This is a genomic window from Sedimentisphaera cyanobacteriorum (assembly GCF_001997385.1).
GTDB classification, from domain to species: Bacteria; Planctomycetota; Phycisphaerae; order Sedimentisphaerales; family Sedimentisphaeraceae; genus Sedimentisphaera; species Sedimentisphaera cyanobacteriorum.
In genome coordinates, this window is record NZ_CP019633.1 from 2,047,694 (window position 1) to 2,059,820 (window position 12,127).

Consider the following 12,127-nt stretch of genomic DNA (forward strand, 5'->3'; position numbering starts at 1 on the left):
CAGGGCGACCCTGCCGCCACGGCGGAGATTTCATTGCCAATGATTTGAGCCGCCCGGAGCGCCTTCATGGCTTGTACTCCTCGCCTTTTTGCAGCGTGCCCTTGTAGATCCAGGCCGTGTCGCGCACGTAAGCGAAATCGGCGGCGAAACCACCGAAATACCAGACCTTACCCTTTTCGTCCGGAAAGGGCGACGGTTCAATGGTGCGCACCCCCTGAAGCCGGACGCCATCGGGCTGGTTCGCGGGATCTTTGATCGCGCCCCAATCATAGGAACCGGGACCGTTGCGCACCAGGAAGTAGGCGCCGTTAGAGCCCGCCTGCGGACTGCGCGGGTGGATGACGAAAGTGGTGACCAGATAAACCGCCCGGCCGTCATCCGGGCGGGTGAACGGCGTGAACCGGTTCAACGCGGCGCCAGTCATGAAGACACCGACGTTCGGCCAGGCATCGAACACGTTCGCGAAGTAGTTCTCGTAGTTGATTTCGTCCGTGGCGGCGAACTCGTTCGTGGGTTCGATGCGCCGGATGACCGGTAGCGGCGGGCGCTCCAGGGCACCAAGCAGCGCCGGTTTGCCATCGCTTCCGGTCACCGTGGTCAGGCCGCGCATCAGGAATTCGAACGGACCCTCATTTTCAAACCAGGAATAGACCCGTTCCCATCGCGGTTTCGCTCCGGAGATGCGCCGAAACAGCCCGCCTTGCTTGCCCCGCTGCCGTTGATTCGAGTAACCGAAAGCCGCGTAGAGAACGCCATCGCAAATTTCCATGCGCTGCGGACGGCCATACGGGCCACCTGCCATCTCGTTTTCCGGGGTCCAGCGCAGCCGCCCTGGTGCTTGCGGATCGTAGACGCCCCGATAGATGCCGCCGAAGTCCGCGGCGGCGAAAACCTCGCCGTCGTGCACAATCAGGTCCCGGATGCCTGCATAACCGGGCTGATCCTCTGGAAGGGGCGCGATCCGTGAAAGGGTCCACGTGCCGGTTTCGTCATTGCGAACCGCGACGGTGAGCCACTTCTCTCCCCTGCGGATGTCGTAAAGTCCGGCCGCCAGGAGCGAGACCGGCTTCGGCAACGGTTTGCCGTCAGGATCTTCGGTGAACCGCAGCACTTCCAGGCAGTTAATGCGCAGGTGGTCCCGGCCGAAGGACTCCTCGGCGATCCACGGCCCGTCGCCGCGGTCCTTGCGCAAAATCTGCGGTCCGGGATAGCCGGGGTAGGGTTTCACGGTAACATCGCTCTTCAACATGCTGGTGCCGGCGAAGAGCTTGCCCTCGTGGGCGGTGAGCCACATCAGTTCAGTGCCGCCGAGAAGCTGGCCGTTCGGGTCGCGGGTGCCGGGGAAGTAGTCTTTCTCGAAGGTGAACCAATCGACCTGCTTGCCGATGGGAACGAGCGCCGATTCCGGCGTGATCGGCCCGCGCTCCGCGCTCTTCCCCAGCTTGGCGACGAATTCCGTCCGGGTGATCTCCCCACTGCGATCCTGGTCGAAGACCTTGAAGATGGTTTGGTTGGGGAATTCCCGTTGGGTTACCACGCCGTCTCCGTCGAAGTCCATGGCGTGATACCTCAGGTTCAGCGCCTTGTTGGCGGCTTTGTCCGCGTCGTCTTTGGGTTTGTCTGAACCGGCGGGGGCAGGCTTGGCTTCGGACGTTCCGCCAGGTGAAGCCTCCCTGCCGGGCCAGCGTGCCGATACCGTGCGAAGCTCCTCGATCGACAAAGCTCCATCCTGGTCGCGGTCCGCGAATCTGAGTATCCTGGCGAGGCTGGGAAACTGCGTGAGTTCGTTGCCGGAGAGCTTCCCGTCGCCATTGCGATCGAGCCTGTCGAACCAATCTGGGCCACCGGCTTCGGCCTGGGTGACCTTGCCGTCGTTGTCAGCATCGAGTCGCTGGAACAGGCGCTCTGGACGGGTCAGCTCAGACCCCGTCTGCTGGTTTTGCCGCCACTCCACAAATTCAAAGATGGCACCTCCCGGACCGTGATACATCAGCACATTGCCGCGTGGGTTGACCGAGCCGGACAATCCCTCCTCGGTGAGCCCCGTGTGGACAGCGTCGGCGCTCTTGACCTTGTGCGCACGCTTCGCATGCTTCTGGAAAAAATCCCACATGAGGTCATTGGCGGAGATATCTGTGGTGGATGCGCCAAGCATGGCAACGGGCGGTTCCATACCGGGCCAGGTGTGGCCGCCGCCGTCAATTTCATACAACACCACCTCTGAACCGTTCTTCCCTTCGCCCCAAACCTTGCGGATCACCCGCATGCCGTCATCTGCCGTGTCGGGCATTGGGGTAACGGTTGGTTCTTTTGCGCAGCCGTTGGCTTCAACCCAGCAGTTGATCGAATGCTCCACCGAAAAAAACTCCGGTCGCATGGATGCCGGAACATTTGAAGTGCCTTTTCCCCGCCCGCCGTTAAACGGAGCCAGTTCGTCCGCCGTCCCGTGGAAGTGGATGACCGATACCGGCGAGGCCGGGTTGCACTCCGCGGTGCCCATCGGCCCGCCGACCGGAGCGATCGCGGCGAACCGGTCGGCCAGTTCGGACGCTACCCGGTACGCCATCATCCCACCGTTGGAGATGCCGGTTGCGAAGACCCGTTCCTTGTCCACATTCACGACTGCTTCCAGGTCGCCGAGCAAAGCCTTTGTGAACCCCACGTCGTCGATCTTCTTCCGCTTGGCATACCCACCGACGTTGCCGGCGTTGAACGTCAGATTCTTGTCTTTGTCGGTCCCACTGCCGAACGGGTAGACGACAACGAATCCGGCGTCATCCGCCTTCTCATTAAGACCGCTCAGCCGGATCATACTCTGCGGATTGCCGCCGCCGCCGTGAAATGCGACTACAACTGGCGTTTTTCGATCCGCTGTGTAATTCGGAGGAACGTGGATTCGGTAACGGCGTTCTTGTCCTTCTACGTCAATGGTCCGGGTGCGATCGCCCGCTCCGAAGGCGCCCCCGGCTTCCTCGGGCGGCGCAGGACGACGCATGGATCGCGCGATCGCACCGGCGAATTCCCGGAAGCTGAGCAAACCGTCGTTGTCTTGGTCAGCCCCCTCCAGACGCGATTCTAACCGTGGAACGGTTTTGAGCTCAGTCGCCGATAGCTGACCGTCTTTGTTGGCGTCCAGCCGCTCAAACCCTTGCCGCAGGCGGGAGCCGTCCTGAGCAGCCGCGCAATTGACGAAGATATACAGCGAGCACAAAAGGATGAATGTCAGTCTCATAGAAGCTCCTCCGGCCTATCGCCGAACTTCTTATTCTACACAAATCTCTTTTTCCCATCAGAAAATTCTTAAAACGAAATTGTATCGATTCGCCATCTGGCTGTCAAGCGGTTATTGCAGGGATTCTCTTGACTCCATGGGAGGATCGCCTAAAATAACATCAGAAATTGAGTGATATGGAGATTTGTGTATAATCAGGGTATGACATTATGCAGGATTCAGGTAGCAGAATGCAGGCCGCTTCAGAGAATATCTCGACCAGGACAGCTCGGCGATGGGCGGCAGAGAGTTTTTCGGCATAGCTTGGCGATTTAAGATTTGACATATTCAGCTCCAATGAGTGTTCGGTTTCGATTTACCTGACAGGCGTTGTTAACTCGCTGAATTGTCATGCTGTCACAAAAGAGCGGGGTTGAAAAGAACGGACTGTTAAGGTGGTTGAATAAATGTTGAAATATTCAACAAAATGGCAATATAAGCCATATATTTGCAGTTTTTACTTGTAAAAGTGGATAGGGGGGGGTATAATAGATACTTTAAATAGTGTTTTGATCGTCAAGACACGCTAGAATCTGAAAATTAATGGTTTTTTTGAGCCTGTTGCATAAATAATTGTCAGTGATTGCTCTTTTACAAGTGAATAAATCCAGCTTTTCGGTTATAATAGGCCAAAAGGATTGCTAAACATGTAAAGGATTACGAAATGGCTTACAATTTCCTGCCTTGCGACCGAAATCAGGCGTATCTTCTGCCTCCCTCATTGACGGATTGGCTGCCGGAAGATCATCTGGCGTGGTTTGTTCTTGATGCGGTTGAACAAATCGACCTATCGCAGTTTTACAAAAAATACCGTACTGATGGAGTCGGCAATTCAGCTTTTCATCCTTCGATGATGGTTGCTCTGCTGATATATTCCTACTGTAGCGGCGAGCGTTCCAGCAGAAAGATAGAAAAGCACTGCCAGACGGATGTAGCCTATAAAGTTGTTACTGCCAATCAATATCCCGACCACAGTACGATCAGCCGATTTCGCAAGGATAACCAGTCGCATTTAAAGAAGTTGTTTCTGGAAATCCTCAGGCTTTGTGTTGAAGCAGACATTGTTAAACTCGGCAATGTTTCATTGGATGGGACAAAGATCAAAGCCAATGCTTCGTTATCAGCCAATCGAACACTAAAGCACCTGGAGCAGGAAATCGATAAGATGCTATCCGAGGCGGACGCTAAAGACGCCGAGGAAGACAAAGCTTATGGCGCTGATAAGCGAGGCGATGAACTGCCCGAAGATATGCGGGACCGCAATAGCCGAATAAACCGTCTAAAGGCCTGTAAAGAGCGTTTAGAGCAGGAAAAAGCAGAAGCCGAAAAACAACAGCAGGACAAGATAGATGAGCGGAAATCCAAAGAAGAAAATACCGGCAAAAAGCCTCGTGGTCGTAAGCCCAAACCTGCCGAAGAAGCTGGAAACAAAGATGCCAAAGCCAATGTTACCGACCCCGACAGCAGAATCATGAAAACTCGAAAAGGTTTCGTTCAGGGTCTTAATGCTCAGGCGGTGACAACAGAGCAACAGATTATCGTTGCTGAGGATGTGACCCAAGAGGAAAATGATAAACAGCAATTACATCCGATGCTTGAGCAGGCCGAAGAAAATCGACAGGCCGTTGAAATCGAAGAGGAAATGGGTGTGGCTTTGGCAGATGCTGGCTATTGCAGTGAAGATAATTTTACAAAGGAGCCTGCTGGTGACATTGAGTTGCTGGTGGCGACACAGAAAGATTATAAGCAGCGAAAGGCAATGGCCGAGCAACCGCCGCCGGAAGAACCGATACCGGACGGCTTGTCGCCGACAGAATTGATGGAACGTAAACTGCTGACCGAACGAGGGCGAGAATTATATAAGATTCGAGGTCAGACAGTCGAACCAGTGTTTGGGCAGATTAAAGATGTTCGCGGTTTTGATCGATTTATGCAACGAGGCATTGAGGCTTGCCGCGGTGAGTGGTCGCTGATTTGCGCTACGCACAACCTTTTGAAGTTGTGGCGAAGCAAAAAGGCCTGCTGGAATTGATAAAAAGGCCGTTTTTATTCGTTTTGACGTGTAATTTTGCTTGTTTTTTTGGCGAAAACACGATACCATATAAAAAGCTAAGAAAAGGTGTTTGGGAAACAGAGAATTGAGCCGTCTGCCCCAGACAGCCGTCGAATCCAATGGTTGGATTCGAAAATCATTGTGCAACAGGCTCTTTTAGAGGAGAAAAGAGATGAGAAGTTTATTGGCAGTTTGTTTATGTGTATGTTTCATTTCGGGTATTTCATTTGCAGGCACAGTGACGGTTGGGGGTATTGACCTTGATTTTGTGACGATTGGTAATGCGGGCAACGCCGCTGACAGTACCGGTTATGGTGCAGTCGATTATGCGTATCAGATCGGCAAATATGAGATCACCAATGGCCAGTGGAATGCCTTTGTATCCGCTGCGGGTGCACCGACAGGCAATCCAAGTCACGCTTATGACGGAAGTGCTTACTGGACGGGCACGAACGTGCCGACGAACAGTGTCAGTTGGTATGAGGCGGCTCAGTTCTGCAATTACCTGACCAGCGGTGACAGGTATTCCGGGGCCTACAATTTCAGCCAAAGCGGAGATTTTCTTGGTGTTGACCGCGCTTCTGCCATTTCGGCGTATGGCACCACATACGTTATTCCTACTGAGGATGAATGGTACAAGGCGGCGTATTACACCGGTAGCGGTTATTCGCTGTATGCCAATGGAACGAATACAGCTCCGATTGCAGGTACTGATACGAACTATGATTATGTAATAGGACAGCCCTGGGAAGTTGGTGTTGGAAATGGCACCCAAGAACAGAACGGGACCTATGATATGATGGGCAATGTTTGGGAGTGGAACGAAGCCCTGATCTCTGGTCCCAGTCGCGGCATCCGCGGTGGCTCCTACTACGTCAGCGACTTCGACCTCAGTTCGTCCATCCGGGGCAGCGGCTACCCGAACAACGAGAGCATCAGCGTAGGGTTCCGCGTCGCCTCCGTCCCTGAACCGTGCAGTTTAGTGTTGCTTGGGTTAGGTGGATTGGCTTTACGATACAGGAAACGTTAGGGGCTTTCCCTTTATCCTTTTTTTCTTTTACCCTTTTGGGGAGCAGGGGCGAAGCCCCTGCTCGCTCGAAAATTGAATTTTAAAATGAATGAATTCTGAGAAACCCAACGGTTTAAAAGGCGATGTGCCCATCTTGCTGTCCAAATGGTACGATGTCTGCAAATGGATACTGGCGAAAGTTGACAGCTTTCCAAAGAACCAGAGGTTCATATTTGGCACACGCCTGGCAGACCGGTCACTGGGGATTTTGGAAACACTGGTTGAGGCCGCTTACAGCAGCGGTGATAAAAAATTAGAGTTGCTCAGGACCGCCAATCGTGATCTGGCGGTCTTGAGATGGCTGATCCGCATGGCCAAAGATCGGCAGATCATCACGCTGAAGCAGTATCAATATGCCTGCGGTCTACTGGTTGAGTGCGGGCGTATGCTGGGGGGCTGGATAAAGGATTCCGAAAAAAGGAACCGGCCATGAAACGACATAAACAACTCTATGAGTCGGTCTGTTCCTTTGAAAACCTCTATGCCGCTGCGGTAAAGGCCATGAAGGGCAAACGCGGCAAACGGCCGGGAGCGGGCTTTTATGCCGAGATGGAGGATGAGATCATCACGCTGCAAAAGCAGCTTCTGGATGGAACCTATTGTCACGGCGGGTATCATTACTTCGAGATTCACGAACCGAAACAGCGGACCGTAGCGGCGGCGGAATTTCGGGACCGGGTGGTACATCATGCCGTTATCCGGGTTATCGAGCCGCTGTTTGAGAGACGGTTTATCGAAGATAGCTATGCATGCCGGGTGAATAAGGGTACGCATGCTGGAATGAAACGGGCGGCACATTATGCGCGGCGTTTTGATTATGCCCTGAAGTGTGACATTCGCAAGTATTTTGCCCATATTGACCATGAAATTCTTCTGTATTTATTCGCAAAGGTCATCGGAGATAAACAGCTGCTGGACCTGCTGCAACATGTCATCGGCAGTCATCGTGACGGCTGGCGGATGGTAGTGCCGAAAGGCGGGCTGCCGCTGTTTGACGGTCAGCTGGCGAGCCGGGGACTGCCTATCGGAAACCTGACCAGCCAGTTTTCGGCGAACGTTTACCTCAATCCGCTGGATCATTTTGTCAAACACGATTTACGCTGCAAGGGGTATGTGCGGTATATGGATGACTTCCTGCTGTTTAGTAATGACAAGCATCAGTTGCGGGATTGGGGTGATGCAGTCCGTGAAATCGTCAACGGTTTGAGACTGAAGATTCATCCCGATAAATATCGATTGCTGCGGTGTGACTGCGGGGTGGACTTTTGCGGATTTGTGGTGTTTGGTAACGGTCGTATTCGTGTACGTCGATCAACGGCGCGGCGTTTCCACAGACGGTATCAAAAGAACCTGGAAGCTGTTAATAATTGTTTGGGCGATGCTGCGTCTCTGTCGCAGTCAGTGGCTGCCTGGGTCGGCCATGTCAAACACGCCCAAAGCTGGAATTTGAGAAAGGCGGTTTTATGCGGTTCATAAAGGGCAGCGGGATTAATGGCGATGGATCCAATCGCGGCATCCGCGGTGGCTCCTACAACAACAACGACAACAACCTCAGATCGTCCAACCGGAACAACAACAACCCGAACAACGAGAACAACAACATAGGGTTCCGCGTCGCCTCCAAGCCCCTTACGATAAATCTGCCGGTCAGAATCGCAACGGTGTCATAGCTGCTGCGACCGTACCGTTCAGGGACTACCCGCCTGTCCTGCGGCTCACTGGTGAGCGGCAAATAACAAGGCTCTGTTTGCGGCAAGTAGATTCTCGAAAGGCGTGGACAGAGCTGTTTTTAATATACGGTTCCGGTGGAAAATATGTCAGCAGCCAAAGTGTGGTACGTTTTTAAAAGATAGAATCGTCGGTCACATGATTTGCCCGAAGATGGCGCGATTATGGTAAGAGAGCAAAACGATAGAACTTTTGGCAGAGAGGTTAAGAGAGTTCCGGGCCAGTTCGGCGGAGGATATGCCTTTTTTTTGGCGGCCCAAAGAAAACAGAGATGTGTAGGATAGAATCGCCTCAAGCGAGGCAATCCCCAAATACCGGGATTTAGAGCCAAATATCCAGATAAGAAGAAAGCCCAGCCATTTTCATGACCGGGCTTCTTCGTTAATCGTTAGCAGTGGTTTTTACGCCACTGGTTGTTTTTGGCTCCGTATAAAAACGCCACAGGGCTGTTTAGGATAGAAGCTTACTAGACCGGAACGTTTGCTGCCCTTAGAAAGAATCAAATTTTCGGACTGAGATACGAATTAACGCAACCACAGAGAACGCAGCCCAAAGAAAACAGCTTGAGCAGAGGCCCAATTTATTTGGGTTGGAAGAGGATTTGGGCCTCTGCTCAAAATGCGTATACTTTTAACATTAGCTATAGGATTAAGAAACGGTGATATTAATTCATTAAAAATCTCTGATATCGATTTCGAACAAAATTGCATTTGCACTAAAAGGAAAAAATACATGCCTTCACGACCGTTTTCAGCAGTAATTATGTCTGAGCTTTCAAAGTATGTCTGCGGTTTTGAAATCGGCCAAGAGAAATTGTTCTCGAAAAAATTCCCGTATCGCAAATGGCGTAAGATTGGTGACAAAGCTGGATTATCGGGATTGAAGTTTCACGATTTGCATAAAACATTTTGTTCGCTACTGGCACAGAATGGTGTTTCCACGGCGGTCACCCAACGACTCCTGAAACATTCCTCGCCTAATCTAAAGTGTATACAAACGTAGACCCAGTCTTACGCCAAGCAATAGAACATCTGCCAATTAGTAATTGGCTATAATGCATGTTAACAACTTAAGATGTTTTTATGCTTCTATGACCAAGTCATAGAAACTATTGGGATTTAAAATTTCAAAACAGCCTTAAATGACCTTTTCTTTTTTGATTGAGTTATCTTTTTTGCCAAATATTCGCTTGGGCAATAAACACATAAAAACCGCAGTTAAGCTCGCTAATAATGCTGAAGCACCTTGACCTCCAATACAACCTGTTTGCGCGCAAAAAGGGCACGGTCCATCGCCACCACCTGAGATAAAAAAAATACCCGTAAACCATAAAAAGAAACGCCAGAGTTTATCTGATAATATTCTAAATAATCTGATATATCTCATACAGAAGTTTTTTATCATAAGCTATCCAGCCAGTTTGAAGCGAGCATTGCAAAATCCAGAAAGTTTACCTTACCATCCCTGTTTGAGTCGGCTCGTTCGTAATAATCGTTGTATATTGAGCCTTCATCTTTAAGCCAATAATAACTAAGCTCAGCAAGGTCATAAATATCTACTGTGCCGTCCACTACCAAATCACCGGCCAATGGTTTAACATTGAAAACTAAAGTGAAAGGCTCTGAAGGTTCGTATTGACCTAAAGCATCATACATTTGCCACGTAATCCAAAATAAACTGATCCCGTCGACTGCCTGAAAAGACATATGCATGTGAGGATCGCCGCGCAGAGCATGAATTTCACTGTGATTGAAAGATTGCCCAATCTGATTAATTGTAAATTGCGGGTAATCTTTATGAACCGCTCTGAAATCTGCCGGCATTGAAATACATTCAATCATTATTTGGTAATCTTCATTGGGGTTTCCAGCAAGACATCGGTTAGGATCATAAGTATACATGGCATTGGAATTGGTTCCCTGGAAACCATCAAATCCGGGTTCACCGATTCGCCATTTATAATCGGAAAATATACTCGCCGATAGAGAATAATACCAATTTCCACTACTGCGGTATTTTTGACGGCAATCTACAAAAAGCTTATTATCATCATCAGTACCAGAGATGCTATCTTCATTTATACCGATGATAAAGTGATCCAGCGGACATTCAGCATATACATGAACAGTCACAAAGGATAAAAAGAAAATTAGAAATATATGTTTTTTCATTTTTACTATTCCTTAGGAGTTTTAGGTTATGGATTCTCCGGCCACGTCGGAGCTGATTCAGGATACCAATAACATTTACCGGGCCATTGGTAAGTATCTTCAAATTCCAGTGTTTCAACATGTCCATCTGCAAAAAGGTAGTTTGATTTTCCCATGTGGCGGTCCCATGCGATAAACTTTTTTGCATACTCGACAGAGCCTTCCCATGATTCCGGATGTATGTGGTCGGCCAATAGAAAATTTTCAGTATCCGGTGCTTCGCTGATCCAAATACAGTACATGGGTTTTCGGATCGAATCGACACGATTATAACGGTTCGTAGAGCCGCCATATCTGAAACAGACAGGGTCTAAGAGAGCATTAACCGCAAAACTGGAATAACGTTTATCCTGCTGCTCGTTTAGAGGCCTGTCCCAATCTACAAAGTTTTTGGATTTATCACTGGGACAGTGGAACAACAATTGTTCACCTGTATATCTCGAAAGAACCCTAAGCCAATACTGATCCGGGTTACTAATATGGCACGAACTGGGGGGCAGACGGTTTTCGCTGTCGATAATATAAGCCTGTACCGCAATCCCAACTTGCCGCATATTGCTGGTGCATATAAGCCTTTTAGCCTGCTGTCTTGCTTTATTTAAAGCAGGCATTAAAATGCTAAGCAGCATAGCAATAATTGCAATCACCACCAAAAGCTCAATCAAAGTAAACCCTCTGGATTGGCCAGCGATTGAATTATAGCCGAGGCAGTTCTCGCTGCCCCGGCTAAAACTGAACTTATTTACGCGTTGCATTTTTTCTCTCTATTTCTCAAAAGAGGGATTGCGCCCAAGCCTATGAGCAATAAAGAAGCAGGTTCTGGAACTGTTACAAAGGCCATTTCAAAATTATCTGATGCTGTGTACATACCACTTGCATCATAAGCTGAAAATGTTGCTGTAACTTCCTGGCCAATATCAGGCGTAAGCCAGAAATTAAAACTCATATGCTCATGAATTCCCCATGCATTTTTATCTGACAACCATGCCTTGTCCAACTGATAAGTATCTGCGTCAGCGATTAAAACAGGTGTGTCATTCGGTAAAAGCATAAAGAAATCATCCGAAACTACAGATGTCCCTTCGCGTTTGAGGTAAATATCCCACTGGGGGGTTGTGCTCTGATCAACACTTTCAAGATTCCATTTTCCCTGCGGGCCATGAGCGGAATGCCAGCCGTCAAGATGTTGCGTGCCTGACGGATCACCATAGCCGTTAGACTTGCTATACATGAATTGACATGTCCAAAGCTGTTTCCCTGAGGCATCACCTTTCATGATCGGACTGCCGCTTTCTAAAACAGGTACTAACTGCAAAAATACATCGCCATTTGCCTGTTCCCAGTTCGGCCAGCCGGGTGTAGCTGCATCGTGAACCGGCGGCAGTGAGAAGAACCAGAGTTTATCGTTATCGGTTAAGTCCGAATCTGTAGCCTTGCTTGGATTTCCCGGATCAGACCAGTCAGGTCTCCAGGTCGGATTGACTCCGATGTGAGTATGAGCTAATGTACATTCAGCGTAACTTATATTGACAAAAACACATAACATAATTAGCGTAATAATGATCTTAAGATTCATCGCTTATTCTCCTATTATCGAAGATTAGTTCGTAGAATATGTGCACAGACATACTCTATGAAAACAGAAATTTTTGATTCAAATTAATACGAAGAATTAAACGGGCGGTGCTCGAGGTATGAGATTAGGTGTGCATAGAAATGTTAGAGGAATATCATTATGATATTCAATTTTCTGTTCAATTGTATTGATCGAAAAAGTCGTTGCCGGAGGTGCGTTT

Annotated in this window: 11 protein-coding genes; 6 read left to right on the forward strand and 5 right to left on the reverse strand. The window is 49.6% G+C overall.

From position 1 onward, the window contains the following. Positions 1–64 precede the first annotated feature (64 nt). The gene (locus L21SP3_RS08295; protein WP_077540509.1) at positions 65–3,232 is read right to left on the reverse strand and encodes an extracellular catalytic domain type 1 short-chain-length polyhydroxyalkanoate depolymerase; all 3,168 of its coding nucleotides are present in this window, start codon (positions 3,230–3,232) and stop codon (positions 65–67) included. Positions 3,233–3,935: 703 nt separating this feature from the next. Between L21SP3_RS08295 and L21SP3_RS08300 the strand changes: the two genes are divergently transcribed. The 6 genes from L21SP3_RS08300 (at position 3,936) to L21SP3_RS12380 (ending at position 9,123) form a co-directional block, all read left to right on the forward strand. After that, entirely contained in the window at positions 3,936–5,303 is a 1,368-nt protein-coding gene (locus L21SP3_RS08300) for a transposase (protein ID WP_077538585.1), read from the forward strand. A 193-nt stretch (positions 5,304–5,496) separates the two neighbouring features. Further along, the gene (locus L21SP3_RS08305) at positions 5,497–6,354 is read left to right on the forward strand and encodes a formylglycine-generating enzyme family protein (RefSeq protein ID WP_077540511.1); all 858 of its coding nucleotides are present in this window, start codon (positions 5,497–5,499) and stop codon (positions 6,352–6,354) included. An 88-nt stretch (positions 6,355–6,442) separates the two neighbouring features. Beyond that, positions 6,443–6,826 (forward strand): diversity-generating retroelement protein Avd, encoded by a 384-nt coding sequence (gene avd / locus L21SP3_RS08310; RefSeq protein ID WP_077540514.1) that lies wholly within the window; start codon positions 6,443–6,445, stop codon positions 6,824–6,826. Beyond that, the gene (locus L21SP3_RS08315; RefSeq protein WP_077540516.1) at positions 6,823–7,869 is read left to right on the forward strand and encodes a reverse transcriptase/maturase family protein; all 1,047 of its coding nucleotides are present in this window, start codon (positions 6,823–6,825) and stop codon (positions 7,867–7,869) included. Before avd ends, L21SP3_RS08315 begins: the two co-directional genes overlap by 4 nt. Beyond that, positions 7,857–8,063: an SUMF1/EgtB/PvdO family nonheme iron enzyme gene (locus tag L21SP3_RS08320; protein WP_077540518.1), complete on the forward strand. Its 207-nt coding sequence runs from the start codon at positions 7,857–7,859 to the stop codon at positions 8,061–8,063. The genes L21SP3_RS08315 and L21SP3_RS08320 overlap by 13 nt, the downstream gene beginning before the upstream one ends. Positions 8,064–8,739: 676 nt before the next feature. Beyond that, the gene (locus L21SP3_RS12380; protein ID WP_077540520.1) at positions 8,740–9,123 is read left to right on the forward strand and encodes a tyrosine-type recombinase/integrase; all 384 of its coding nucleotides are present in this window, start codon (positions 8,740–8,742) and stop codon (positions 9,121–9,123) included. 135 nt (positions 9,124–9,258) lie between these two features. Here L21SP3_RS12380 and L21SP3_RS08330 read toward each other — a convergent pair whose 3' ends face one another. From L21SP3_RS08330 to L21SP3_RS08345, 4 genes are read right to left on the reverse strand one after another with little or no spacing between them, the layout of a single operon-like run. Next, a complete protein-coding gene (locus tag L21SP3_RS08330) occupies positions 9,259–9,525 on the reverse strand; it encodes a hypothetical protein (protein WP_077540522.1) in 267 nt (88 codons plus the stop codon). Next, complete coding sequence (locus tag L21SP3_RS08335) at positions 9,522–10,292, reverse strand: dockerin type I domain-containing protein (protein ID WP_077540524.1); 771 nt, start codon at positions 10,290–10,292, stop codon at positions 9,522–9,524. The genes L21SP3_RS08330 and L21SP3_RS08335 overlap by 4 nt, the downstream gene beginning before the upstream one ends. Positions 10,293–10,318: 26 nt before the next feature. After that, complete coding sequence (locus L21SP3_RS08340) at positions 10,319–11,086, reverse strand: prepilin-type N-terminal cleavage/methylation domain-containing protein (RefSeq protein WP_077540526.1); 768 nt, start codon at positions 11,084–11,086, stop codon at positions 10,319–10,321. Beyond that, positions 11,074–11,907 carry a PEP-CTERM sorting domain-containing protein gene (locus L21SP3_RS08345; protein WP_077540528.1) on the reverse strand — a complete coding sequence of 278 codons (834 nt, stop codon included), beginning with the start codon at positions 11,905–11,907 and terminating at the stop codon, positions 11,074–11,076. Before L21SP3_RS08345 ends, L21SP3_RS08340 begins: the two co-directional genes overlap by 13 nt. Positions 11,908–12,127: the final 220 nt, after the last annotated feature.

Bases quoted from the DNA above. Each gene is read 5' to 3' on its own strand.
- L21SP3_RS08330 (WP_077540522.1), bottom strand. From the start codon at position 9,525: ATGATAAAAAACTTCTGTATGAGATATATCAGATTATTTAGAATATTA.
- L21SP3_RS08345 (WP_077540528.1), bottom strand. From the start codon at position 11,907: ATGAATCTTAAGATCATTATTACGCTAATTATGTTATGTGTTTTTGTC.
- L21SP3_RS12380 (WP_077540520.1), top strand. From the start codon at position 8,740: ATGCGTATACTTTTAACATTAGCTATAGGATTAAGAAACGGTGATATT.
- L21SP3_RS08320 (WP_077540518.1), top strand. From the start codon at position 7,857: ATGCGGTTCATAAAGGGCAGCGGGATTAATGGCGATGGATCCAATCGC.
- L21SP3_RS08305 (WP_077540511.1), top strand. From the start codon at position 5,497: ATGAGAAGTTTATTGGCAGTTTGTTTATGTGTATGTTTCATTTCGGGT.
- L21SP3_RS08335 (WP_077540524.1), bottom strand. From the start codon at position 10,292: ATGAAAAAACATATATTTCTAATTTTCTTTTTATCCTTTGTGACTGTT.
- avd (WP_077540514.1), top strand. From the start codon at position 6,443: ATGAATTCTGAGAAACCCAACGGTTTAAAAGGCGATGTGCCCATCTTG.
- L21SP3_RS08315 (WP_077540516.1), top strand. From the start codon at position 6,823: ATGAAACGACATAAACAACTCTATGAGTCGGTCTGTTCCTTTGAAAAC.
- L21SP3_RS08300 (WP_077538585.1), top strand. From the start codon at position 3,936: ATGGCTTACAATTTCCTGCCTTGCGACCGAAATCAGGCGTATCTTCTG.
- L21SP3_RS08340 (WP_077540526.1), bottom strand. From the start codon at position 11,086: ATGCAACGCGTAAATAAGTTCAGTTTTAGCCGGGGCAGCGAGAACTGC.
- L21SP3_RS08295 (WP_077540509.1), bottom strand. From the start codon at position 3,232: ATGAGACTGACATTCATCCTTTTGTGCTCGCTGTATATCTTCGTCAAT.